24 protein-coding genes are annotated in these 24051 nt (G+C 63.6%); 19 read left to right on the top strand and 5 right to left on the bottom strand.

The features are described from left to right. Positions 1-28 precede the first annotated feature (28 nt). Together EEB12_RS01565 and EEB12_RS01560 are read left to right on the top strand one after the other, a co-directional pair. Positions 29-448 (top strand): DUF1622 domain-containing protein, encoded by a 420-nt coding sequence (locus tag EEB12_RS01565; RefSeq protein WP_007728052.1) that lies wholly within the window; start codon positions 29-31, stop codon positions 446-448. 31 nt (positions 449-479) lie between these two features. Continuing rightward, a complete protein-coding gene (locus EEB12_RS01560; RefSeq protein ID WP_019748352.1) occupies positions 480-1880 on the top strand; it encodes a DUF2252 domain-containing protein in 1401 nt (466 codons plus the stop codon). 4 nt (positions 1881-1884) lie between these two features. Here EEB12_RS01560 and EEB12_RS01555 read toward each other — a convergent pair whose 3' ends face one another. The 3 genes from EEB12_RS01555 to EEB12_RS01545 form a co-directional block, all read right to left on the bottom strand. Then, on the bottom strand, positions 1885-2601 hold the full coding sequence (locus EEB12_RS01555) for an SRPBCC domain-containing protein (protein WP_141487313.1): 717 nt from the start codon (positions 2599-2601) through the stop codon (positions 1885-1887). 2 nt (positions 2602-2603) lie between these two features. Further along, the gene (locus EEB12_RS01550) at positions 2604-3215 is read right to left on the bottom strand and encodes an ArsR/SmtB family transcription factor (protein ID WP_141487312.1); all 612 of its coding nucleotides are present in this window, start codon (positions 3213-3215) and stop codon (positions 2604-2606) included. Positions 3216-3291: 76 nt separating this feature from the next. Beyond that, the gene (locus tag EEB12_RS01545) at positions 3292-4215 is read right to left on the bottom strand and encodes a neutral zinc metallopeptidase (protein ID WP_141487311.1); all 924 of its coding nucleotides are present in this window, start codon (positions 4213-4215) and stop codon (positions 3292-3294) included. Positions 4216-4378: 163 nt separating this feature from the next. Between EEB12_RS01545 and aspS the strand changes: the two genes are divergently transcribed. The 3 genes from aspS (at position 4379) to EEB12_RS01530 (ending at position 8544) form a co-directional block, all read left to right on the top strand. Continuing rightward, positions 4379-6187: an aspartate--tRNA ligase gene (aspS, locus tag EEB12_RS01540; RefSeq protein ID WP_070796954.1), complete on the top strand. Its 1809-nt coding sequence runs from the start codon at positions 4379-4381 to the stop codon at positions 6185-6187. Positions 6188-6205: 18 nt separating this feature from the next. Then, a complete protein-coding gene (locus EEB12_RS01535) occupies positions 6206-7171 on the top strand; it encodes a DUF389 domain-containing protein (RefSeq protein WP_019748357.1) in 966 nt (321 codons plus the stop codon). A 191-nt stretch (positions 7172-7362) separates the two neighbouring features. Further along, positions 7363-8544 (top strand): kinase, encoded by a 1182-nt coding sequence (locus tag EEB12_RS01530; protein WP_024487255.1) that lies wholly within the window; start codon positions 7363-7365, stop codon positions 8542-8544. A 71-nt stretch (positions 8545-8615) separates the two neighbouring features. Here the strand turns inward: EEB12_RS01530 and EEB12_RS01525 are convergent, their stop codons facing one another. Beyond that, positions 8616-8996: a nuclear transport factor 2 family protein gene (locus EEB12_RS01525; protein WP_019748359.1), complete on the bottom strand. Its 381-nt coding sequence runs from the start codon at positions 8994-8996 to the stop codon at positions 8616-8618. A 207-nt stretch (positions 8997-9203) separates the two neighbouring features. On the opposite strand from EEB12_RS01525, the gene EEB12_RS01520 reads away from it, so the two are divergent. The 11 genes from EEB12_RS01520 (at position 9204) to aroQ (ending at position 20997) form a co-directional block, all read left to right on the top strand. After that, entirely contained in the window at positions 9204-10550 is a 1347-nt protein-coding gene (locus tag EEB12_RS01520) for a replication-associated recombination protein A (protein ID WP_372436840.1), read from the top strand. Between the two features lie 77 nt (positions 10551-10627). Next, complete coding sequence (alaS, locus tag EEB12_RS01515; RefSeq protein ID WP_019748361.1) at positions 10628-13300, top strand: alanine--tRNA ligase; 2673 nt, start codon at positions 10628-10630, stop codon at positions 13298-13300. Positions 13301-13302: 2 nt separating this feature from the next. Next, positions 13303-13836 carry a Holliday junction resolvase RuvX gene (ruvX, locus tag EEB12_RS01510; RefSeq protein WP_003944838.1) on the top strand — a complete coding sequence of 178 codons (534 nt, stop codon included), beginning with the start codon at positions 13303-13305 and terminating at the stop codon, positions 13834-13836. After that, on the top strand, positions 13833-15143 hold the full coding sequence (gene mltG / locus EEB12_RS01505; RefSeq protein WP_019748362.1) for an endolytic transglycosylase MltG: 1311 nt from the start codon (positions 13833-13835) through the stop codon (positions 15141-15143). The genes ruvX and mltG overlap by 4 nt, the downstream gene beginning before the upstream one ends. Next, entirely contained in the window at positions 15133-15972 is an 840-nt protein-coding gene (locus tag EEB12_RS01500; protein WP_141487310.1) for a shikimate dehydrogenase, read from the top strand. The genes mltG and EEB12_RS01500 overlap by 11 nt, the downstream gene beginning before the upstream one ends. A 254-nt stretch (positions 15973-16226) precedes the next feature. Continuing rightward, entirely contained in the window at positions 16227-16691 is a 465-nt protein-coding gene (locus tag EEB12_RS01495; protein ID WP_258537313.1) for a prepilin peptidase, read from the top strand. A 225-nt stretch (positions 16692-16916) separates the two neighbouring features. Beyond that, a complete protein-coding gene (locus tag EEB12_RS01490) occupies positions 16917-17615 on the top strand; it encodes a S1 family peptidase (protein WP_141487308.1) in 699 nt (232 codons plus the stop codon). 111 nt (positions 17616-17726) lie between these two features. Next, a complete protein-coding gene (gene aroC, locus EEB12_RS01485; RefSeq protein WP_024487252.1) occupies positions 17727-18914 on the top strand; it encodes a chorismate synthase in 1188 nt (395 codons plus the stop codon). A gap of 13 nt (positions 18915-18927) precedes the next feature. Then, the gene (locus EEB12_RS01480) at positions 18928-19437 is read left to right on the top strand and encodes a shikimate kinase (protein ID WP_020907693.1); all 510 of its coding nucleotides are present in this window, start codon (positions 18928-18930) and stop codon (positions 19435-19437) included. 25 nt (positions 19438-19462) lie between these two features. Beyond that, positions 19463-20572: a 3-dehydroquinate synthase gene (gene aroB, locus EEB12_RS01475; protein ID WP_020907694.1), complete on the top strand. Its 1110-nt coding sequence runs from the start codon at positions 19463-19465 to the stop codon at positions 20570-20572. Next, complete coding sequence (gene aroQ, locus EEB12_RS01470; protein ID WP_020907695.1) at positions 20569-20997, top strand: type II 3-dehydroquinate dehydratase; 429 nt, start codon at positions 20569-20571, stop codon at positions 20995-20997. The genes aroB and aroQ overlap by 4 nt, the downstream gene beginning before the upstream one ends. An 87-nt stretch (positions 20998-21084) precedes the next feature. Here the strand turns inward: aroQ and EEB12_RS01465 are convergent, their stop codons facing one another. Beyond that, positions 21085-21693, bottom strand: a complete 609-nt coding sequence (locus EEB12_RS01465) for a B-4DMT family transporter (protein WP_019748369.1) — start codon at positions 21691-21693, stop codon at positions 21085-21087. Positions 21694-21804: 111 nt separating this feature from the next. Between EEB12_RS01465 and EEB12_RS01460 the strand changes: the two genes are divergently transcribed. From EEB12_RS01460 to nusB, 3 genes are read left to right on the top strand one after another with little or no spacing between them, the layout of a single operon-like run. Next, the gene (locus EEB12_RS01460; protein ID WP_141487307.1) at positions 21805-22899 is read left to right on the top strand and encodes a M24 family metallopeptidase; all 1095 of its coding nucleotides are present in this window, start codon (positions 21805-21807) and stop codon (positions 22897-22899) included. A 34-nt stretch (positions 22900-22933) separates the two neighbouring features. After that, on the top strand, positions 22934-23497 hold the full coding sequence (gene efp, locus EEB12_RS01455; RefSeq protein WP_003944958.1) for an elongation factor P: 564 nt from the start codon (positions 22934-22936) through the stop codon (positions 23495-23497). Further along, complete coding sequence (gene nusB, locus EEB12_RS01450) at positions 23498-23995, top strand: transcription antitermination factor NusB (protein WP_007728014.1); 498 nt, start codon at positions 23498-23500, stop codon at positions 23993-23995. Positions 23996-24051: the final 56 nt, after the last annotated feature.

Here is a 24051-nt window from a genome sequence, read left to right as displayed (position 1 = left end):
TCGGTGCATTACCTCGAGAATCATGATCATGGACAAAATCAGGTTCTTCGAGCTTGTCACCGAATGGTTCGAAGTACTCGGTGTTGTCGCCATGGTCCTCGGGTTCGTGTTCGCATTCGTGATCGCGGGGCGCGCCTGGAGTCGAACGCGCGACGGTAGTTCAGCGTTTCGCACTCTGCGCGAGACGATGGGTGCGGTCATCCTTCTCGGGCTCGAGATCCTTGTCGCCGCTGATCTGGTGAAGACTGTGACGTCTTCACCGTCGCTGACCGACGCCGCAGTTCTGGGCATGATCGTTCTGATTCGGACCGTGTTGAGCCTGTCGATTCAGATCGAGATCGACGGGGTACTTCCGTGGCGCAAGGCGTTGGTGTCAAGTCCGGAACTCCTGGTACGCGCAGCGCGCGGATCAGGAGGCCGAACGACGCCCGACGCGTCGAGTTCGTAGCGATAGCCGTTGCGAGTGAAAGGTCGGGCAGATGACAGCAGTGCGTACCGAGCATCCCACTGTCGACGAGAGGCGGGCGCGCGGCCGCCAGGCGCGTAGAGATACGCCATTGGCCGCGCTCGCGGATCTGACAGAGAGTGACCGCGATCCGATATCACTGCTGGAATTGCAGGCGAAGTCGCGGGTACAGGACCTGGTGCCCATCCGATACGGGCGCATGTCGGCGTCCCGGTTCTCGTTCTTCCGTGGTGCTGCCCTGGTGATGACGGACGACTTGTCCCGAAGCCCTGATTCCGGCCTGAACAGCCAACTCTGCGGCGACGCACACCTGAGCAACTTCGGTATCTATGCGACGCCCGAGCGAAAGCTCGCGTTCGACATCAACGACTTCGACGAAACGTACCCGGGGCCGTTCGAATGGGACGTGAAACGGCTGGCCGCCAGTTTGGCGATCGCAGCGAAGGACAACGGATACTCCGGCAAAGAGCGTAAGAAGATCGTTCGCGGGTGTGCGGCCGAGTATCGCGAAACCCTGATCGCTCAGGCAGGATTGGGGAACCTCGCAGTTTGGTACGCGCACATCGCACCCGAAGACGGACTGGAAGAACTTCGCGTCGATTTGAAGAAGCGAATGCTCGAGCGGACCCAGGCGACGTTGGACAAGGCTCGTCGCCGAGACAGCGCTCAGGCTGCCGGCAAATTCACCGAAATCGTCGACGGGAGAAGGCGGTTCATCAGTGACCCGCCGCTGATCGTGCCGGCAGAGGAATTGTTCGCGGGCACCGACCTCACTCAGATCGAGGAGTTGCTACGTCAGCGCGTTCGTTCCTATCGAAGCACGTTGCAGTGGGACCGTCGGGTGTTGCTCGAAAGCTTCGAGATGACGCACATCGCGCGGAAAGTTGTCGGTGTCGGGAGCGTCGGAACGCGCGCGTGGATGATCCTGATGAAAGGCGTCGACGACGACGATCCGTTGATCCTGCAGGTCAAGGAGGCGCAGCCGTCCGTTCTCTCGGCGTACGTCGATGGCCCCACCTTCTCCAACGAGGGCGAACGAGTAGTGAACGGGCAGCGCCTGATGCAGGCCACCAGTGACATCTTCCTGGGGTGGGAGCGCGGACCGGGACTCGACGAGGATGAGCACGACTTCTACATCCGCCAACTTCGGGACGGCAAGGGATCAGCGGTCATCGAAACCATGAAACCTGAAGGGATGGAACTCTACGGGCGACTATGCGCGAGGGTCCTGGCCTATGCGCATGCTCGCTCGTCCGATCGGATTGCGATCGCCGAATATCTCGGTGACGGAACCGAATTCGATTTCGCGATCGGGGAGTTCGCGGCTGCCTACGCCAAACGCAACGCACGCGATCATGCCGCTTTGCTGACCGCGATCGACGACGGTCGCGTGTCAGCAGAGCGGGGAGTGTGACGACTCAGGCGAACACGCCGTCGAGCCAGGCCTGCCACGCTGTCGTTGCTGATCCACCGTCAGCGCCCTCTGCGAAGAGGTGATGGGCCGCGTCGACGGTGCCGCCGAAGGCGTTTCGTCCGTAGAACCGCAGCAATGCGTCCTCGGTACGCAAGCCGATGAACCAGTCGTTGATGTAGTCGACAATCGCGTCGACGGTTCCGATTCCGGGGACTTCCACCGACGTGGCGTCACCGACAGCGGTGCCCGAGGTGATTCCGAGGGCGCTGCGAAGCGTTCCCATCGCTTGCGGCGAGGACGAGGATTCCGGGCCTTCGGCCGAGACATAGGTGACGGGTTTGCCGGCGAAGTACCGCACGTATTGGCCGAGACTGTGCAGGTAGAAGTCCGTGTGCTTACTCGCGCCGTCGTACTGGTTGTCCCAGTCCTCGGCAAACACTCCGGCGTGGACGTAGCGGACAACGGCGGTGCTCTCGTCGCGGGCCTCGACGACGTACTCGAGGTTGTTGAACCAGCCGTCGGGGCCTTGCATGTGGATGGCTAGCTCGCGGGGCGGCTCCCACGTCGCGATGATCGGGCTGTCCGGACTACTGCCGTCCGCAGGGATTTCGATCGGAGACGGTAACATCCAGCCGGCCGTCTCTGCCGAGATCGCGGCCCAGATCTGCTCGGGAGTTCCGGGGACGACCACCTCGCGGCGGATTTCGAATTTCTCGGACATCGCTACTGCTCCGTTTCGGGTGTGGTGACGTGGGGTGTGGTGAGACTGGGATGCAGGGCGACAACCAAGCGGTGTTTGCGCCCGGCTTCGGAATTGCCGTCGTGGTATTTGGCCACGAGTGAGTTGATCGACTCGCCGAGTTCGCCGGCGAAGGCGGCGCGGTCGGCCGCCGTGGCAAAGGTGATGTCGCTGTCGATGGCAAAGGACGCCAACGGTTTTCCGGCCGCAGTTGCGCCGGCGATCAGTTCGCCGACCTCTCGGACGATCCGCGCCGCGAGAGTGACGAGCCAGCGCGCCGAGAGCTGATCCGGGAACCGGCTCGGGTCCGGCGCGAGCGCCGACATTGCAGCGGGGGAGATGACGTACGACGCGGCGCTGGCCTGCATGATCCGCTCCGTCATGTTTCCCCGCTTGCGCTCCTCGACGAGTTCGACGAGTCCGTGTTCCTCGAGAGTGCGCAAGTGGTAATTGATCTTCTGGCGCGTCAAGCCCACTCGGGGTGCCAGCGAGGATGCTGATGCCGGGACTGCCAGTTCAGCCAGAATCCGTTGGCGGATCGGATCGAGCGAGGCCTCGGCAGCTGCGGGACGATCGATGACTGCTACTTCCAACATGAGAAAACCATCCCACCGACAACCAAATCTGTCAAGACAGAAAAAATTGTCGGCGGGATGGTATTTCGGAGGTTCTCTACCGCTTCAGATCGGCCGGATTGTTCAGATCCCGCGCCGAGTACGTGTCACACGACGAGATCTGGCCCGTCTGATATCCGGTCATGAACCACGCCTGACGCTGTGCCGACGAACCGTGTGTCCAACCTTCAGGGTTGACCCGACCGGTCGTGGACTTCTGGATACGGTCGTCGCCCACCGACGAGGCGGCGGACAACGCGTCGCGAATGTCGTCTTTTGACAAGGGCTTCAGGAACGGTTGACCGGTCGCCTGATCGGGAATCGTGTCGGCAAAATGCGCCCACACGCCTGCGTAGCAATCGGCCTGGAGTTCGGTGCGAACCGCACCCGACTGCTCACCCTGCGGGTCGGCCTGCGCGCGGCCGATGTCGCCGAGCTGATTCTGGATGTGATGTCCGAACTCGTGAGCGACCACGTACTCCTGTGCGAGCGGTCCGGCACTGGAACCGAAACGGTCGACGAGCAATTGGAAGAAGCTCGTATCGAAGTACGCCGTTTGGTCCGCCGGGCAGTAGAACGGACCGACATCACTCGACGCCTGGCCGCAACCGGTGTTGACCGAACCGCTGAACAGAATGACTTCGGGTCGCACGTACGCCGTGCCGGTCTGCTTGACCAACTGCTGTTCCCAAACGTCGTCGAGGCTTCCGACGGTCAGTGTGACGCGGCAGTTCACATCGGCGTTTGCCTGAGCGCCGGTGCACTCGTCGACCGACGACAGTCCGGTCGACGAACTCGAAGTTTCGGTGGACGTGCCCAGTAGTGAGCCGGGGTCACCGCCGAACAACAGCGCCAGGATCAGAACGATGATGCCGCCCGCGCCACCGCCGATCGCGATTTTGCCGCCGCGGCCTCCGCCGCCCCCGCCGCCTTGAACCTGAACGCGTCCCGCTTCGCCGCGGGCCCCCTCGTTGAAGGTCATCTATGTCCGCTTTCTGCTGTCGTGAACAAGTGCTTGCCGTCACTTCTGGAGATAGCTTCGCATGCGATGCGGGTCCGCGTTTCCGCTCTGCGCAGTTCGCTCCGTAGGATCGCAGGCAAAGTAGTCGGTCATCGGTTATTGGAAGTAGTTCGAAAGGAATCCCGTGCTGCGCACACATCTCGCCGGTTCATTGCGACCCGAGCAGGCAGAGCAGACCGTAACGCTCACCGGTTGGGTAGCCAGGCGTCGTGATCACGGCGGAGTGATCTTCATCGATCTCCGTGATGCATCCGGAGTTGCGCAGGTAGTTTTCCGGGCAGGTGACGTGGCCGAGCAGGCGCACCGTCTGCGCGCGGAATACTGCGTTCGCGTAACCGGAACGGTCGAGGTTCGCCCCGAGGGCAACCAGAACTTCGAGATCCCCACCGGAGCAATCGAGGTCAACGCCACCGAACTCGAGGTTCTCAACGAAAGCGCACCGCTGCCGTTCCAGCTCGACGATCAGGTCGGCGAAGAAGCACGCCTCAAGTACCGATACCTCGACCTGCGTCGTGAAGGGCCCGGATCCGCAATTCGCTTGCGTTCCAAGGTAAGTGCTGCAGCGCGCGGCGTTCTCGCGCACCACGAGTTCGTCGAGGTCGAGACTCCGACGCTCACGCGTTCGACGCCAGAGGGTGCCCGCGACTTCCTCGTACCGTCACGCCTGCAGCCCGGTAGCTTCTACGCACTGCCGCAGAGCCCGCAGCTGTTCAAGCAGCTACTCATGGTCGGCGGCATCGAGCGCTACTACCAGATCGCGCGTTGCTACCGCGACGAGGATTTCCGCGCCGATCGTCAGCCCGAGTTCACTCAGCTCGACATCGAGATGGCTTTCGTCAACCAGGACGACATCATCCTGCTTGCCGAGGAAATCCTGACGGCGCTCTGGAAGCTCGTCGGCCACGAGATCAAGACGCCGATCGACCGCATGACCTACAACGAGGCAATGCGTCGTTACGGCAGCGACAAGCCGGACCTGCGTTTCGGTATCGAACTCGTCGAGTGCGCGGAGTTCTTCAAGGACACGACCTTCCGCGTCTTCCAAGCCGAATACGTTGGCGCCGTCGTGATGCCCGGTGGTGCAAGCCAGCCGCGCAAGCAGCTCGATGCCTGGCAGGAGTGGGCGAAGCAGCGCGGCTCCAAGGGCCTGGCGTACGTGTTGGTCGGTGAAGACGGCACTCTCGGTGGTCCCGTTGCCAAGAACCTGACCGACGCCGAGCGCGAGGGCCTGGCCGCTCACGTCGGAGCCCAGCCGGGTGACTGCATCTTCTTCGGAGCGGGCGCGACCAAGTCGACGCGCGCTCTCCTCGGCGCTGCCCGTGGTGAGATCGCCCGCAAGAAGGATCTCATCGATCCCGACGCGTGGGCCTTCGTGTGGATCGTCGACGCTCCGATGTTCGAGCCGACCGCCGACGCCACTGCATCCGGTGACGTTGCTCTCGGCCACTCCGCCTGGACCGCCGTGCACCATGCGTTCACGTCGCCGAAGCCGGAGTTCTTCGACACGTTCGACACCGATCCGGATTCCGCTCTCGCCTACGCCTACGACATCGTCTGCAACGGCAACGAGATCGGCGGCGGCAGTATTCGTATCCACCGCAAGGACATTCAGGAACGAGTGTTCAAGGTGATGGGTATCTCCGAGGAAGAGGCGCAGGAGCAGTTCGGCTTCCTTCTCGACGCCTTCGCCTTCGGCGCGCCTCCGCACGGCGGAATTGCTTTCGGCTGGGACCGCATCACCGCTCTCCTCGCCGGCATGGATTCCATCCGTGAGGTCATCGCGTTCCCGAAGTCCGGTGGCGGCGTCGACCCGCTGACGGATGCTCCGGCACCGATTTCTGCGCAGCAGCGCAAGGAATCGGGTATTGACGCGAAGCCCGAGAAGAAGTCAGAGGACAAGAAGTCCGAAGGCGACACCGCCGAAGCCAAGTAGAGCCGACACCGGATCGCCATGCTGCATTTGCGGGTGATCTGCCCGACCGAGCGCACCGAGCAAGTTCTCGGTGCGCTCGCGTCGCAGCGGGGCGCGACACACATCGTCGTATTACGTGATGTCGCGGTTCATCCCGCCGGCGACATGGTGGAGGCCGACGTCGCCCGTGAGGCGGCCAACGACGTCGTCGATGCTCTGACGGCTCTCGGCGTCGCCGAGGACGGCGGAATGACGCTCGTACCAGTCGAGACGGTGTTGTCGGCGGCGGCGCGCAAAGCTGAGCGCGACGTGCCGGGTGATCCCGCGGATTCCGTCGTGTGGGAGGAATTGCTGTCCCGCACTCGGGAAGAATCAACTCTCAACGGATTGTTCGTCGCGTTCCTGACGATCGCATGTCTGCTCGCGGCAATCGGCGTTGTCACCGACTCTCAGATCACGATCGTGGGCGCCATGGTCGTCGGCCCGGAGTTCGGGCCGCTGGCCGCGCTGGCTGTGGCACTCGTACGGCGGGATCGACGGTTGCGTCGACGTTCGATTCTCGCGCTCGCCGTCGGATTCCCCATCGCGATGGGGGTGACTCTCGCCGCAACGTTCGTGGTGAAGTTCTTCGGGTGGATGGACGTCGTGAGTCTCGAATCGCTCCATGAGGTCGATTTCGTCTACAAGGTCGGGCCCATCTCGTTTGTCGTCGCGCTTCTTGCCGGTGCGGCTGGGATGCTGGCACTCGTCTCGTCGAAGTCCGCTGCCTTGGTCGGAGTGTTCATCTCCGTCACCACGGTTCCTGCCGCCGGTTTCGCGGTGGTTGCGGCAGCAAACGGAGAATGGCGGATCGCCGGGTTGTCGTCGCTGCAACTGGCTGTCAACCTGGTCGGGATCGTCACTGCCTGCGTGCTCGTCCTCTGGGTCAGAACCCGGGCCGACGAGGAATTCGAAGCAGCGTTGAAAGGCATTTCTCGATTTGTCGACGAGGACAAAACTCCATGACATCGCCGGTTCGGAGTTCTGCCCACCGACAGCAGAATTCTCGCGAGAACTGTGTGCCGGTGTGGCGATTAGGGACTTTTGTCATCGCCGCAGGTAGACGGCAATTTCTGTCGCTGTGAGGGCTTGAATTCTCCGCTGTGAGTGGATGAGCTGGGCATGATCGGAGTCACTAACGGGTAAGTTGGTCGGTGATGACCGCATTACTGGCAGACCCCGTTTCCGAAGTCGTCGCAGCTGCTGAGCAGTTGCTGACACGCCGCACAGGGGCACCCGTAACCCTGGTGGATCCAGTCGATCTCGGGGGGAGTGGCCGCACCGTCGTGCTGCGCGTACGTGTCGCCGAGAACCCGTTCTCCCTGCCTCGAACGCTGGTGATCAAGCAGGTCCGCGACAACTTTCAGGGAGCCACCAAAACCGCGATTGCGCTCCCCGCCGCGTCCGAAGGTGACTTCGACGTCGAGACCGCTTTCCTTCGTGAAGCGGTGTCGTATCAGTTCGCCAACGCGCTTGCCAAGGACGCACGCCCCGGCGCCGAACTGTTGGCGTCCGACCTCGATGCTCGCCTCTTGATCCTGAGTGATCTCGGCGACGCCACTGCCATCAGCGTCCGACTCGAAGACTCCGACCCGGACACCGTCACTCACACGCTGATGGCCATGGCGCAGGCCATGGGGCGCATGCACGCCGCGACCGTCGGCCGTGAGGACGACTTCACCGCACTGCTGCGTCGAGCCGAGGTCGCCCATTGCTCCGATGAAGTGGCGGATCAAGTGGGACGCGCAGTGGCCGGTGTTCCCGCGATGTTGGTGGAAAGTCTCGGCATCGATGTGAGCTCGGACATTCTCGAGCAGGTTCAGCACGCGCAGACACTGTTCAGTGGCGGTCGATTCCGCGCCTTCAGTCCGTCGGACCTGTGCCCAGACAACATCATCGTCAACGACGACGGCGTGCAGTTCCTCGACTACGAGTGGGGTGGCTACCGCGACGCCCTCCTCGACATCACCTACGCGTTGGTGTCGTTCCCCGGTTGCCTGTGCAACATCGACCTGACCGAAGAGCGGGCGTCGGCGATGGTCGATGCCTGGCGGGCCGAGGTCGTCGGGATGTGGCCGGCCCTGGCCGACGAGGCCGAATTGGGGCGCAGGATCGTCGAGGCCCAACTCATCTGGGTCTGGCTCAGCACCTATCTGTACCTGCCCGAGGATCATTCACGTATAGCCGCTGTCCGCGAGCACTATCTCTCGATTCCACGCGCCGACGCACTGGTGGGACGCTGGGCAAGGCTCGCGCGTTCGGCGAAGCTCGCCGGCAACGACGCCGTCGAGGCACACGCCCGCGACGTCGTGGCGGCGCTGCGCACCGAGTTCAGTTGAGTCTCTGACTGATCACACGCAGAAGGGCGCCCGTGCATGCAGCACGAGCGCCCTTTTTCGGTCGAGTCCGCTCAGTTGTCGGAGACCAGATCGTTCTCGGACAGGTCCGTCGCCGCGAGCGCCGTCGCCAGATCAGGATGGCGGAACGTCGACGTCACCTGGTCGGCCACGACTCGGAAAGCCGAGGCCAGGGTCGCGGACTTGTCCGGTTCGGCCGCCCACGTTGCGGTCTGTTCGACGACGACCACGCCATGGTGGACGTACATCTTCCCGGGGACGAGCGTGATGCCGGCGTTGGTGGCCCACTCGCGCAGGGCAGCGAGTCCCTGGCTCGCGCCCTTGGGGCCGCCTACCTCGATGTCGTCACTCGACAACTGCAGAAGCGTGTCGATGTCTTGGGAGTTGAGTGCATCGTGCCACGCGAGGACGGTGGCGATCTCGGAGGTGCTCATGGCGACAACGCTATTACAGCGTCTTTGCCGAGGACGTGAGGGCTGGCGGAACTGCGGGTTGTGTCAAGCGTCGGTGGTCTCTAGTAGCGTCGATTCGTGAGCGATTGGCAAGCGGAAGACAGTGTGGGGGCGAAAGACGGCGTGGTGGCGGAAGACGGCGTGGCGGCGGAAGACGGCCTGTTCGAGGCAACTCCGGAGGAATCCGCGATCGTCGACGAACCCGATGTCGTGTCTGTCGCCGAGCGTGCATTGTCCTCGGTGCCGCCTGGTGCTCCTCTAGCTGTCCGCATGCGCCCCCTCACTCTCGGTGAAGTTGTCGGTCAACAGCACCTGCTCGGCCCTGGTGCTCCGTTGCGCAGAATGGTCGAGGGGTCCGGCGCTGCATCGGTCCTCCTGTACGGACCTCCCGGCACCGGCAAGACCACGCTCGCCTCGTTGATCTCGGGCGCGACCGGCCGCCGGTTCGAGGCTTTGTCTGCCCTGTCCGCCGGCGTCAAGGAAGTCCGCGGTGTCATCGAACTTGCCCGCCGCCGTCTGCTGAACGGCGAACAGACCGTCTTGTTCATCGACGAGGTCCATCGTTTCTCCAAAACCCAGCAGGACGCCTTGCTCGCCGCGGTCGAGAACCGGATCGTGCTCCTGGTCGGCGCGACCACCGAGAACCCGTCGTTCTCGGTCGTCTCCGCGCTGTTGTCGCGTTCGTTGGTCCTGCAACTGCAATCGCTCACCGCTGCGGATGTCCAGGAACTGCTCGAGCGCGCGGTGGCCGACGAGCGCGGGTTCGGGGGAGCGATCGCGATCGACGACGACGCGATGGAACACCTCGTTCGTCTGGCCGCCGGTGACGCACGCCGAGCCCTGACGGCACTCGAGGCCGCTGCCGGAGCTGCACTGGATACGGCCGGCGACTCTTCGGGCCCGGTGGTGCTCGACCTGGCGACCGTCGAGGCCAGTGTCGACAAGGCCGCGGTTCGGTACGACCGTGCCGGAGATCAGCACTACGACGTCATCAGCGCCTTCATCAAGAGCATTCGCGGCTCCGACGTCGATGCCGCCCTGCACTACCTTGCTCGGATGCTGACCGCGGGCGAAGACCCTCGTTTCATCGCGAGGCGTCTGGTGGTTCATGCCAGCGAGGACATCGGCATGGCGGACCCGATGGCGCTGCAGACTGCCACCGCCGCTGCCCAGGCAGTGCAGCTGATCGGTATGCCGGAGGCTCGTCTGGCGCTGGCACAGGCCACCATTCATCTGGCGACGGCTCCCAAATCGGGTGCGGTCATCGCCGCTCTCGGTGCAGCCATGGCCGACGTGGCCGCCGGAAAATCCGGACTGGTACCGCCGCATCTGCGTGACGGGCACTACAAGGGTGCCGAGCAATTGGGCAACGCAGTCGGATACAAGTACCCGCACGACACACGTGATGGTGTTCTGCGGCAACAGTATCCACCGGACGATCTGGTGGGTGTCGACTATTACCAGCCCACCGCACACGGCAACGAGCGAGAGATCGCCGATCGGGTGAGCAAACTCCGCCGAATCGTTCGTGGCTGACGCCTGCCAGGTTCCACCGGTCGACGCGTTAGTCTGGACACCCATAGCTCGACGCTCTTGAAGGTAAGGACCGGTTAGTGCAAACCCACGAGATCCGCAGGCGATTCCTCGACCACTTCGTCAAGGCCGGCCACACCGAGGTGCCCAGCGCCTCGCTGATTCTCGACGACCCGAACCTTCTGTTCGTCAACGCGGGCATGGTTCCGTTCGTGCCGTTCTTCCTCGGGCAGCAGACGCCGTCCTACTCGCGCGCGACGTCTGTGCAGAAGTGTGTCCGCACCCTGGACATCGAAGAGGTCGGCATCACCACCCGCCACAACACCTTCTTCCAGATGGCGGGCAACTTCTCCTTCGGCGACTACTTCAAGAAGGAAGCCATCTCCCACGCCTGGCAGTTGCTGACAGGTTCGGTCGAGGACGGCGGATACGGCATCGATCCCACGCGCTTGTGGGCAACCGTCTATCTCGACGACGACGAAGCGTTCTCGATCTGGCGCGACGAGGTCGGTGTGCCCGAAGAGCGCATCCAGCGCCGCGGCATGAAGGACAACTACTGGTCCATGGGCATTCCCGGACCGTGCGGCCCCTGCTCCGAGATCTTCTACGACCGCGGCGCCGAGTACGGCGTCGAGGGTGGCCCGGAAGCCGACGAGGATCGCTACATCGAGATCTGGAACCTCGTGTTCATGCAGAACGAGCGCGGCGAGGGCACCAACAAGGGCGACTACCCGATCCTCGGACCGCTGCCGAAGAAGAACATCGACACCGGCATGGGCGTCGAGCGCGTTGCGTTCCTCCTGCAGGGCGTCGAAAACGTCTACGAGACAGACCTTCTCCGCCCCGTCATCGACAAGGCCGCCGAACTGACCGGCAGCGTGTACGGGACCGATCACACTTCTGACGTCCGTTTCCGCGTCATCGCCGACCACGCACGCACCGCCGCGATGTTGATCGCCGACGGTGTGAACCCCGGCAACTACGGCCGCGGATACGTCCTGCGCCGGTTGCTGCGTCGTATCGTGCGCTCGGCCAAACTGCTCGGCAGCGAGCAGCCCACCATGCGCGAGTTCATGATCGTCGTCCGCGACACGATGGCGCCGTCGTACCCGGTTCTGGAAACCGACTTCACGCGCATCGAGAACGTTGCCGTCGGTGAGGAGACCGCGTTCCTCAAGACGCTGGCGTCGGGTTCGGCCCTGTTCGAGAATGCTGCCGAGACGGTCAAGTCGTCCGGAAAGTCGGTCATCGCCGGCGATCAGGCGTTTGCACTGCACGACACCTACGGCTTCCCGATCGACCTCACGCTCGAAATGGCGTCCGAGGCCGGTCTCACCGTCGACGAAGACGGTTTCCGCACGCTCATGGCCGAGCAGCGCAAGCGCGCCAAGGACGACGCTCAAGCGCGCAAGCACGCGCATGCGGACCTCACGGTCTACAAGGAACTGCTCGATCGAGGTGCCACCGAGTTCACCGGTTTCGACGAGCTCGTCTCCGAGGCTCACGTCCTCGCACTGATCGTCGACGGCGTCCGTGTCCCGGTAGCGAAGGCCGGTCAGGACGTCGAGGTAATCCTCGACCGCAGCCCGCTCTACGCCGAGTCCGGTGGACAGATCGCCGACATCGGTTCGCTCACCGCGCCGGGCCTCGAAGCCAAGGTCAACGACGTGCAGAAGATCGCCAAGAAGGTCTGGACGCACAAGGTGACGGTGCAGAAGGGCGAGATCACCGAGGGCGACGTCGTGCTCGCGCACGTCGACGCCGAGTGGCGCAAGGGTGCAACCCAGGGGCACTCCGGTACCCACATGGTGCACGCGGCGCTGCGTCAGGTGCTCGGCCCCAACGCGGTGCAGGCGGGCTCGCTCAACAAGCCGGGCTACCTCCGCTTCGACTTCTCCTGGCAGGGTGCGCTGTCCGACTCCCAGAAGCAGGACATCGAGGCACTCACCAACGAAGCCGTGGCGTCCAACTACGCGGTCAACACATTTGTCACGGATCTCGACAAGGCCAAGGCGATGGGTGCGATGGCACTCTTCGGTGAGAACTACGGCGACGAGGTTCGTGTCGTCGAAATCGGCGGTCCCTTCTCGATGGAACTGTGCGGCGGTACTCACGTCGGAAGCTCCGCCCAGATCGGTCAGGTCACGCTGCTCGGTGAGCAGTCGGTCGGCTCCGGAATCCGACGCGTCGAGGCGTACGTCGGTTTGGACTCCTACCGCTACCTCGCCAAGGAACGCGCTCTCCTCGCCGGACTCTCCTCCTCACTGAAGGTTCCTTCGGAAGAGGTACCCGCCCGCGTCGAGGCGCTCGTCGAGCGACTCAAGGTGGCCGAGAAGGAACTCGAGCAGACCAAGGCCAAGGCTGTGCTGGCGTCGGCAGGCGAGTACGTCGCCAAGGCCAAGCGCATCGGTAGCGTCCTGGTCATTGCCGAGCCTGCTCCCGCGGGAGTCGGCGGCAACGATCTGCGCAGCCTCGTCACGGACATCAAGGGCCGACTCGGCTCCGAACCCGCCGTCGTAGCTCTCCTCGGTGACGTCGACGGCAAGGTCCCGTTCGTGGTCGCATCCAGCAAGGCGGCCCAGGGTCTCGGTGTGAAGGCCGGCGAGCTTGTCGCGTCCTTCGGTCCCAAGATCGGTGGCCGCGGCGGCGGAAAGCCCGACATGGCCCAGGGCTCGGGTTCGGACTCTGCCGGAATCCCGGCGGCGCTCGATGCGATCCGGGACAGAGTCGGAGAGCTGGCGGGCGGCAGCTGACGGTGGTGGCTACGCAGCAGGGTCCCGATCGCCCCGGCATCGACGACCCTGGTCGCGGGCGGCGCATCGCCATCGACGTCGGCAGTGTTCGCATCGGCGTCGCGTCCAGCGACCCAGACGGCATCCTCGCGACACCGGTGGAAACGGTTCCACGCTCGAAGGAGCGTGGGCCCGACGCGCCGGATATCCGGCGCATTATCGCCATCGTGTCCGAATACGAGGCCGTTGAGGTTATCGTCGGACTGCCACAGACGCTGCGCGGTGAGCAAGGTAAAGCCGCCGGTATCGCGACTGCATTCGCCAAACGACTGCAGCGGGCCGTCGAACCGATCCCGGTGAGACTGTCCGACGAACGACTGACGACCGTCACGGCTGCGCGCAACCTCCGCGAAAGTGGAGTCAAGGCACGCGGCCAGCGGCCGATGATCGATCAGGCTGCGGCGGTGGAAATCCTGCAAGGCTGGCTGGACGAGCGGAGTAGAGCTGTGAAACCAGGGGAGTCGTCGAAGGACGCTGCACTGGAGGGCGATCTGTGAACGCGCGGTGGGATGAGGGCGGCGGAAGCCGGCCCACCAGTTCGTTCGACTTCGACAACGACGAGACCATGGTCATGCGTGCGTTGCCGCAGAACATCGATCCGCCGCATATGTCACGAGCGGAGGCACGCAAGCAACGCGAAGCGCGCAACAAGCGCGCCAAGCGAGGTAAGAAGGTTGGTGTTCTCGCTCTCCTGGTGTTGGTGATCGCGGTTCTCGGTGTCGGTGCCTACGGTGCCCTCTGGTACATGGATCGCAACAAGGCCGCGGAGGACTTCGCCGGCCCGGGCGGCGCACCCGTGGTCATCCAGATCAACAGTGGAGAAACCGCATCGGAGATCGGTGCGACGCTGGAGGCGAAGAACGTCGTCGCGAGTTCCGCTGCTTTCTACAACGCTGCGATCGCCAATCCGTCGGAGATCCAGAAGGTACAACCCGGCTTCTACCAGGTGCCGGTGCAGAGTAGTGCCGCGAGCGCACTCGACAGTTTGGTTGCCCCGGACTCCCGAGTCGGCAGTGTTGTCATCGCCGAAGGGCGTCAGCTGCACGACAGTTCGGACGCGCAGACGGGCTCGCTCAAGAAGGGCATATACAACCTCATTTCCGAGGCGAGTTGTGTCGGCCCGGTTTCCGCTCAGAAGTGCGTCTCGACGGACGAATTGAACACTGCGGGAGCATCTTCCGATCTGGCTTCGCTCGGTGTGCCGGACTGGGCGATGTCGTCGGTCAAAAGTGTTCCGGACAAGGATCGTCAGCTCGAAGGTTTGATCGCCGCCAGCAGTTGGGATTTCGATCCCACTGCGACGCCCACCGAGATCCTGCGTTCGTTGGTCGAGGGCAGCGCCGCCAAGTACGAGGCCACCGGGATCCTGACAGCAGGCAGCGGAGTCGGAATGTCGCCGTACCAGTTGTTGGTTGCAGCGTCGCTGGTCGAGCGTGAGGCATTGCCTGGCGACATGGCCAAGGTCGCGCGGGTGATCGTCAACCGACTCGCAGTCGATCAGCCTTTGCAGTTCGACTCCACGGTCAACTACTCACTCGACACCACCGAAGTTGCCACGACGGATGCCGACCGTGAGCGCGTCACCCCCTGGAACACGTACGCAATGCCCGGTCTGCCTGCGACGCCTATTGCTTCGCCGAGCATCGACGCGCTGAAGGCCGTGGAATCGCCGGCGGCCGGTGACTGGTTGTACTTCGTCACGATCAACAAGGAAGGCCAGACGCTCTTCACCAAGAGTTACGAGGAGCATCTGGCCAACATCGAACTGGCACAGCAAAGTGGGATTCTCGACAGTGGACGGTAGTACCGCAACAGCACTCGAGACGCCGCGTAAGGCGGCAGTTCTCGGAAGTCCGATCGCTCACTCGAAGTCGCCGTTGCTGCATCTGGCCGCGTACGAGGCTTTGGGGCTGAGCGATTGGACTTACGAGCGGATCGAATGCACCGGCGAGCAGTTGCCTGCCCTCGTTGACTCACTCGGCCCCGAATGGGTCGGCCTCTCCGTGACGATGCCGGGCAAGATCGCGGCACTCGAATATGCCACCGAACGCACACCGCGAGCGGTGACCATCGGCTCGGCCAACACCTTGGTTCGCATCGAGGGCGGTTGGCGTGCCGACTGCACGGACGTCGACGGAGTCAGCGGTGCGTTGATCGCCGGCGGTGTCGGCGATCTCAGCGGGACTTCGGCGGTAGTTGTCGGCGCGGGAGGCACCGCGCGTCCGGCGCTGGTCGCGTTGGCCGACATGGGAGTTCGGGCAGTCACCGTGGTCGCGCGTGATCCGGGACGTGCGTCCGGGGCCGTCGAATGCGGCGGCGCGGTCGGGTTGGACATTGATCTGGTCACCTTCGACGCCGCACGGCTGGGCGGGATCTGTGCCGAATCCTCGGTCTTGGTCAGTACCGTTCCCGCGGATGCGGCAGCGCCCTTTGCCCAGCAATTGGGGAAGGCGCGATTTGTCCTCGACGCGATCTACAACCCTTGGCCGACGCCACTCGCTTCGGCTGTCGAGGCGGCTGGTGGCACAGTGATCGGTGGCCTCGAGATGTTGCTCAATCAGGCCTTCGGGCAGGTAGAGCAGTTCACGGGCAAGCCCGCTCCGCGAGAGGCGATGGCAGCCGCTATCGCTTAGCTCTGTTCACAGTGTCGAGGTAGTCCACAAGACGATTCGTAGTGTGCCGCTGGTGAACGGCAGACACCAAGCTCGAAACCATGTGGACGTTGGTGGTCTTGGCAGGCTCGGGGGTAGTCGCTGGCGCCGGTGCTCGGGCGATCGTTGACAGTTGGTTGCGGCGACACGGTTATCGACCATCCGTGACTCGCTGTTGTGCGCCGCAGTGCGCTGTCGCCACAGGTTGGGTGGTTGTCGGCGCACTGAATACCTCGGTGGTGCAACTGATCTCAGGTCTTGCCGTGGTGTGGTGGTGCGTCGCAATCTCGACTGTCGACCTGGCTGTGCGCCGGCTGCCCAACAGTTTCACGCTGCCGAGCTACGTCGTCGTGATGGTCTACGCGGCGGCGTCGGGAACGGTGTGGGTTGCTGCAGTGGGATCGGCACTGCTCGCCGGAATCCACCTCCTGGCGCACGTGATGTCGCCTGGTTCCATGGGTCTCGGCGATGTGAAGCTCTCTCTTCCGTTGGGCGCTCTGACCGGATTGGTGGGCGCTGACGCCTGGCTGTGGTCGTTGGTGTCTGCATCGGTGCTCACCGCAACCCTGGGTGTCGTGATCGAACTGCGAAAACTGGGCCGGCGACAGTCGGGGCCGGTAGCCCACAATTCGCCCATCGCGCACGGTCCCTCGATGTGCCTGGCAGCCTGCGGTTCGACGGCGTTTGCCTGGTTGACGTGACGAGTGCAACATCCGCGGAAAACCTTGCGTTATTGACTATTCAACGACGGACCGTGATCTGCAGGAAAGACGTAACCGTCGGTTTCATAAAGGCGAGTATCGCAGGCGCGCAGTCCCAGCATGCGGCGAGTCGGACTTGCCGAATGTCCACTCCCTGACGTTGACTGAGGCTTCGGAAATGGGACAAAACGAATCTCGTTTCGCACTCGATTATCGGGGGAACCTATGCGCACAAGGCTTTTCGTCGCTGCGGCAGCCTGTTTGGCGGCTGTGGCTGCAGGGGCGGGCGTCGCCGGCGCCGCGCCTGCACCTTCGTCGGTGGCACTGGGCGGGGGCTCAGGAATCCTGCTGCCGGACGTGGATCATTCCGATCCGGAGCAAGTTGCTGCCTGCACATTGACCGCGGTCGGATACGACAACGCCGGCTCGCTCGTGGCACTCACCGCCGGACACTGCGGAGTTGTCGGGGACCGGGTGTTCGCCGAATACCTGCCCGAAGCGGGCCCCATTGGTCGGTTCTCCTACTCGAGTCCGGTCTCGGATATCGCGGTGATCGATCTCGACGACGCGAAGGTAGCCCCGCTACGTACCGTCGGCGGCACGACGATCAACGGAATCGGCGCTCCGCCGGCACCGGGCACGATCGTGTGCAAGGAAGGCCGTTCGACCGGCAACACGTGCGGTATCACCTGGGGCTACGACTCCGTCTACGGTGAAATTGTCGAGCACACGTGCTCGATTCCCGGAGACTCCGGTGGACCACTCGTCGTCGGCGATCGCCTGGTGGGCTTGATCAGCAACGGCTTCCCGCCGTACTGCTTCGAGCCGCTTCCGCCGCCGTTCCACGCTCCCGACAACTCGGCGGACATCAACATCGGTTTGGCTGACATCAACGCCAACGGTGGAGGATTCCGCCTTCTCTAGACCCACAGGTACTGCTGAGATGGCCCACACGCATCGTGCGTGTGGGCCATCTGTGTTCACCGGGAGGGCCACTGTGACAACTGAGGTCCGCGACGTGGAAAGATGGTCGGCGTGCTGCGTTGGATAACTGCCGGAGAATCCCATGGTCCCGCCCTCGTCGCGATGCTCGAGGGCATGGTCGCGGGGGTCGAAGTGACCTCTGAGGCCATCTCGTCCGAACTTGCCCGTCGTCGACTCGGTTACGGCCGTGGCGCGCGGATGAAGTTCGAGGCCGACAAGGTCACCATCATCGGTGGTGTTCGCCACGGATTTACGCTCGGTGGCCCCGTGGCCATCGAAATCGGCAACACCGAGTGGCCCAAGTGGGAAACCATCATGTCCGCCGACCCGGTCGACCCGGACCTGCTCGCCGATCAGGCTCGCAATGCCCCGCTGACGCGCCCGCGTCCCGGTCACGCCGATTACAGCGGCATGCTCAAGTACGGCTTCAACGACGCGCGTCCCGTCCTCGAGCGCGCCAGCGCTCGCGAGACCGCAGCCCGTGTAGCCGCCGGAACAGTCGCACGGTCGTTCCTGCGTCAGGTATTCGGTGCCGAGGTCGTTTCACACGTTATTTCCATCGGTGCTTCCGAGCCTTACGTCGGGCCCGTGCCGGATGGCAAGGACCTGGACGCGATCGACGCGAGCCCGGTCCGCGCATTCGACAAGGCTGCAGAAGAGTCGATGATCGCCGAGATCGAATCGGCCAAGAAGGACGGCGACACCCTCGGTGGCGTCGTCGAGGTCGTCATCCACGGCCTGCCGGTCGGACTCGGCACTTTCGTCAGTGGCGCCGAGCGTCTCGATTCACGACTTGCCGCAGCTCTCATGGGAATTCAGGCCATCAAGGGTGTCGAGGTTGGTGACGGCTTCGAGACCGCGCGTCGTCGTGGCAGCGAAGCTCACGACGAAATCCGCCCGGGCCCGGACGGCATCGTGCGCTCCACCAACCGCGCAGGCGGTATCGAAGGTGGCATGACCAATGGTGAGGCCCTTCGAGTTCGCGCCGCGATGAAGCCGATCTCGACGGTTCCGCGCGCTCTGGCGACGGTCGACATGGAGAGCGGCGAGGAAGCGGTTGCCATCCACCAGCGCAGCGATGTGTGCGCGGTTCCGGCCGCCGGCGTCGTCGCCGAGTCGATGGTTGCACTTGTCGTCGCTCAGGCCGCACTCGAAAAGTTCGGTGGTGATTCCATTGCTGAAACCACTGCCAACTACCGTCGTTACGCCGAGGGCATCGCAGCCCGACCGCCTCGATAGGACTCACGTATCGATGAAGCCGAAGGCTGTACTCATCGGTCCGCCCGGCGCCGGCAAATCGACCATCGGTCGACGTCTCGCGCAGGCACTCGAACTCGAATTGGTCGATACCGACGCCGAGATCGAACGGACCACGGGTAGAACGATCCCGGAGATCTTCACCCACGACGGAGAGCCTCGGTTTCGTGAGATCGAGGAATCGGTGGTTCGCGACGCGTTGCAGGCCACCGACGGAATCGTCTCGCTCGGCGGTGGTGCGATCCTGTCCGATCGCACGCGCGAACTGCTCCAGGGCCACACGGTCATCTACCTGGAGATCAGTGTCGCCGAAGGGCTTCGCCGCACGGGGGCGAACAATCATCGTCCGCTGCTGGCCGGCGGAGATCCCAAGGTCAAGTACCAGGAGCTGATGAGGCGTCGTCGTCCGCTGTACCGGCGTTCGGCCACGATTCGGATTCGGACCGACGGCCGAAGCCCGGCGCGTGTCGTCGGGCAATTGGTGTCGAAACTTCAAGACAAATGAACAACCGGAGCGGAGTAGTGGAGCAGTGACCGAACCCGTACGTGTAGAGGTGAAGACCGCAAGTCCCTACCCGGTCGTGATCGGCCGCGGCCTGCTCGGTGACCTTGTTGCCGAGTTCGACGGCGCGCGCACTGTCGCGATCTTCCATCAGCCGCCGCTGGCGGAGACCGCGGAGGCTGTACGGGCTGCATTGGCGGAGAAGGGAATCGACGCTCACCGCATCGAAATCCCCGACGCCGAGGACGGTAAGGATCTTGCCGTCGCGGGCTTCTGCTGGGACGTGCTCGGCCGGATCGGCCTGACTCGCAGCGACGCGATCATGAGCTTGGGCGGGGGAGCGGCGACCGACCTCACCGGCTTCGTAGCGGCTACGTGGATGCGTGGTGTCAAGGTTGTTCACGTCCCCACCACTTTGCTCGCGATGGTCGACGCAGCAGTGGGCGGCAAGACCGGTATCAACACCGAAGCGGGCAAGAACCTCGTCGGTTCGTTCCACGAGCCGGGAGCGGTGTTCATCGATCTCGCGACGCTCGAGACTGTGCCGCACAACGAGATCGTTGCAGGCATGGCCGAGGTCATCAAGACCGGATTCATCGCCGACCCGGTGATCCTGGACCTCATCGAAGCCGATCCCAAGGCTGCTCTCGATCCGTCGGGAACTGTTCTGCCCGAGCTGATTCGGCGCTCCGTCGAGGTCAAGGCCAAGGTCGTGGCCGCGGATCTGCGCGAGTCGGATCTGCGCGAAATCCTGAACTACGGCCACACCCTCGGCCACGCGATCGAACGTCGTGAGCGCTACAAGTGGCGCCACGGTGCCGCTGTCTCCGTCGGCCTGGTCTTCGCTGCCGAACTCGGACGGCTCGCGGGCCGACTCGACGACGCCACCGCCGATCGTCACAAGTCGATCCTCGATCTCGTCGGGCTGCCGACGTCGTACGACGGTGATGCGTTCGGCGATCTGATGAAGGGAATGCAGACCGACAAGAAGAACCGTGCCGGGTTACTCCGTTTCGTGGTCCTCGACGGCCTCGCCAAGCCGGGCCGCCTCGAAGGGCCGGATCCGAGCCTGCTGGTCGCGGCATACTCCGCGATCGCCCGTGATCCTCGGCCGGCCGGCGGAACGGTCCTGCTGTGAGGATCAACGTCGTCAACGGACCCAATCTGGGGCGTCTGGGTAAGCGTCAGCCCGAGGTCTACGGCGCGACCACACACGACGATCTGATCGAATTGTGCGTCGCGGCAGGTAAGGACCTCGGCGTCGAGGTGATCGTCCGTCAGAGCGATCACGAAGGCGATCTGCTCGGTTGGATCCACGACGCGGCGGACGCGGGGGAACCGGTGATCCTCAATGCCGGTGGCTTGACGCACACGTCGGTGGTCCTGCGAGATGCATGCGCCGAACTGACCGCAGGTCTCGTCGAGGTGCACATCTCGAACGTTCATGCGCGAGAAGAGTTTCGGCACCATTCCTACCTGAGTCCGATTGCGACCGGCGTGATCGTCGGACTCGGCGTCGCCGCGTATCCGCTGGCGATCAGGTTCCTCGCCGAGCGAGGCTGAACGAGGGAAGTCGAAAAGCCGACCACACAAATGCGGCCCCGAGGAAAATTTCCTCGGGGCCGCATTCGGTTGTGTGGACGGCGGGCGTTACTGCTCGCGCTTGCCCAGATCGATCGCTGGGAAGACCGCGGTATCGGCGTCGGATTCCTCGACGGACATGGCGGCTCCGCTGTATGCGTGCTGCTCGGTGGGGGAGTCGTAGCCCTCGCTGACGGGCACCGGTTCGTGGTGACGCTCGTGGGACGGGGTCTGCGGAGCGGTTCCGTTCTTGCGCTGCTCACGACTGACGAAGAAACGTCCGACGGTGATGGCGATCATGGCGGGGACGAAGATGAGAAGGATCGTGAACGCCGCACCGGAGGTCACCTCGAAGAACAAGCCCTGCTGAGTGAGTTCGAGGGAGGGGACAAGGCTGAGTGCCCAGCTGGCAGCGCCGGCGACGAATCCGCCGACCAAAGCAGCTTTGAGCCACAGCATGGTCAGATCGGCGCCGTCCTCGGGTTCGGGGAAGTTTCGGCGGTCGCGAATGCCGTCGATACCACCCCAGATCGCGGCGAAGACGATGACGATCAACAGGGACAGCCAGCGCAGGGTGGACCCCTGAAGTGGCCACTGTGCGATTGCTGCACCGAGCAACGCACGAAACACAACATGTATCAGGGCCATGCCGAGGCCACGTACCAACCACGCATTCATGGGTACAGCCTAACTAGAACCCATTACACCTTGTGGCCTAACCCACACTTATTGCTGTAACCGTGAGTTTCGAGTTGATCGGCAGGTCTGCCAGGGCGGTAGGTTCGAGGGATGCCGGTCGACTTCAGAACACGCCGTGAATCCCTCAGACGCCTCCTCGCGGAGCGCGAACTCGACGCGATTCTCGTCACAGATCTCCTCAACATCAGGTACCTCACCGGTTTCACCGGTTCCAATGCTGCGCTCGTCGTCAGTGCGTCCGATTCGGCGTCCGACGAACGCGCGACGGTGATCTGCACCGACGGTCGTTACGTGACGCAGGTGGCGGAGCAGGTTCCGGACCTGCGCGCTGAAATCGCCCGATCGAGTGCTGCGCACTTGATCGAGAAGTCGACGATGCCCGTTCTCGCGTTCGAGTCACACGTCGCGACGTTCGCCGAACATCGCGCATGGACCGAGACAGCACCGAAGATCCGGTTCGAACCGGTGAGTGGACTCGTCGAACAGTTGCGCATGGTCAAGGACGAGCACGAGGTGGAGTTGTTGCGCGCCGCATGCACTTCAGCCGATGTCGCGTTGGCGCAGTTGATCGCTCGCGGCGGTCTGCGACCTGGCCGAACCGAACGAGAGGTCGGTCGTGAACTGGAAAACCTGATGCTCGACAACGGCGCAGACGGTATTTCCTTCGAGACGATCGTGGCGGCAGGCGTCAACTCGGCGATTCCGCATCACCGACCGACCGACGCGATCCTGGCGTCGGGCGACTTCGTGAAACTCGACTTCGGCGCACAGGTCGGTGGGTACCACTCGGACATGACCCGGACGTACGTGCTCGAGTCCGTTTCCGATTGGCAACGGGAGATTTACGAACTCGTCGCGCGGTCACAAGCTGCCGGTTGCGATGCCCTCGCTCCGGGTGTCGAATGTGCGGCCGTGGACGCCGCCGCCCGTTCGGTGATCGACGATGCAGGCTACGGCGAGTTGTTCCTGCACGGCCTCGGCCACGGTGTCGGCCTCGAAATCCACGAAGCACCGGGAATCGGCAAGCTCGGCACCGGTACACTTCTTTCCGGCGCGGCGGTGACCGTCGAGCCGGGCGTGTACTTCTCCGGGCGCGGAGGTGTACGGATCGAGGACACGCTCGTTGTTCGTGAGCAGGGGCCAGAGCTGCTCACACTGACCGCAAAAGACCTTACCGTCGTCTGAGACGGTTTCCCGACCCCTAGGAGACGCGAAGCAAGTGGCTTCCACCAGTGATTTCAAGAATGGTCTGGTTCTGCAGATCGAAGGCCAGCTGTGGACGATCATCGAGTTCCAGCATGTCAAGCCCGGCAAGGGCCCTGCCTTCGTGCGCACCAAGCTCAAGAACGTGCTCTCGGGCAAGGTAGTGGACAAGACGTTCAACGCCGGTGTGAAGGTCGAGACCGCCACGGTCGACCGTCGTGACATGACCTACCTGTACCACGACGGCAGCGACTACATCTTCATGGACGGCGACACCTACGACCAGGTGTCGATCAGTGAATCCACCGTCGGCGACCAGTCGCGTTTCCTGCTCGAGAACATGGCCGTCCAGGTCGCGACCCACGAAGACGTTCCCCTCTTCGTCGAGCTTCCGGTCACGGTCGAGCTCGTCGTCAAGCACACCGATCCGGGCCTGCAGGGCGACCGCTCCACCGGCGGCACCAAGCCTGCCACCCTCGAGACCGGTGCCGAGATCAACGTGCCGCTCTTCATCAACACCGGTGACAAGCTCAAGGTCGATTCCCGTGACGGCAACTACCTCGGGCGTGTGAATTCCTGAGTGTCCGGCACACATAAGAAACTCGGTGCACGCCACAAGGCGCGCAAGCGTGCCGTCGACTTCCTCTTCGAAGCCGAGGCACGTGACCTCGATCCGGTCGCGCTCGCATCGGAGCGTTCCGATCTGTCCGTCAAGGACGACGCGGTAGCACCCGTCGCGGCCTACACCGTCACGTTGGTGTCCGGCGTTGCGGAGAATCTGGACCGGATCGATCAGGTCATCTCCTCGCATCTGCAGGATTGGACGCTCGAGCGTCTGCCCGCCGTCGACCGTGCGATTCTGCGTATCGCCGTGTGGGAGCTCTTCCATGCGACGGACGTTCCGCCGGTTGTCGCCGTGGACGAGGCCGTCGAACTCGCGAAGCAGCTCTCGACGGACGACTCTCCGGGATTCGTCAACGGAATCCTCGGTCAGGTCGTTCTCGTTGCGCCGCAGGTTCGATCGGCTGCAGCTGCGACCTCGCAGCGCGCGCAGGAATCGGATTCGGGTACCGAGTAGCAAGTTCTGTTCCACCACCGCCGTGCGAGTGTCACCGTGCGCGTTGTGTGTCTGCA

The organism is Rhodococcus sp. WS1 (assembly GCF_003797745.1).
GTDB lineage: Bacteria > Actinomycetota > Actinomycetes > Mycobacteriales > Mycobacteriaceae > Rhodococcus_F > Rhodococcus_F erythropolis.
This window is presented reverse-complemented; position numbering and strand designations above follow the sequence as displayed.

Excerpts from the sequence above, each read along its gene's own strand:
- EEB12_RS01535 (WP_019748357.1), top strand. The coding sequence starts at position 6,206 with ATGCTGCATTTGCGGGTGATCTGCCCGACCGAGCGCACCGAGCAAGTT.
- EEB12_RS01550 (WP_141487312.1), bottom strand. The coding sequence starts at position 3,215 with ATGTTGGAAGTAGCAGTCATCGATCGTCCCGCAGCTGCCGAGGCCTCG.
- EEB12_RS01555 (WP_141487313.1), bottom strand. The coding sequence starts at position 2,601 with ATGTCCGAGAAATTCGAAATCCGCCGCGAGGTGGTCGTCCCCGGAACT.
- EEB12_RS01465 (WP_019748369.1), bottom strand. The coding sequence starts at position 21,693 with ATGAATGCGTGGTTGGTACGTGGCCTCGGCATGGCCCTGATACATGTT.
- EEB12_RS01560 (WP_019748352.1), top strand. The coding sequence starts at position 480 with ATGACAGCAGTGCGTACCGAGCATCCCACTGTCGACGAGAGGCGGGCG.
- EEB12_RS01490 (WP_141487308.1), top strand. The coding sequence starts at position 16,917 with ATGCGCACAAGGCTTTTCGTCGCTGCGGCAGCCTGTTTGGCGGCTGTG.
- EEB12_RS01565 (WP_007728052.1), top strand. The coding sequence starts at position 29 with ATGGACAAAATCAGGTTCTTCGAGCTTGTCACCGAATGGTTCGAAGTA.
- EEB12_RS01525 (WP_019748359.1), bottom strand. The coding sequence starts at position 8,996 with ATGAGCACCTCCGAGATCGCCACCGTCCTCGCGTGGCACGATGCACTC.
- EEB12_RS01545 (WP_141487311.1), bottom strand. The coding sequence starts at position 4,215 with ATGACCTTCAACGAGGGGGCCCGCGGCGAAGCGGGACGCGTTCAGGTT.
- EEB12_RS01530 (WP_024487255.1), top strand. The coding sequence starts at position 7,363 with ATGACCGCATTACTGGCAGACCCCGTTTCCGAAGTCGTCGCAGCTGCT.
- EEB12_RS01480 (WP_020907693.1), top strand. The coding sequence starts at position 18,928 with ATGAAGCCGAAGGCTGTACTCATCGGTCCGCCCGGCGCCGGCAAATCG.
- EEB12_RS01460 (WP_141487307.1), top strand. The coding sequence starts at position 21,805 with ATGCCGGTCGACTTCAGAACACGCCGTGAATCCCTCAGACGCCTCCTC.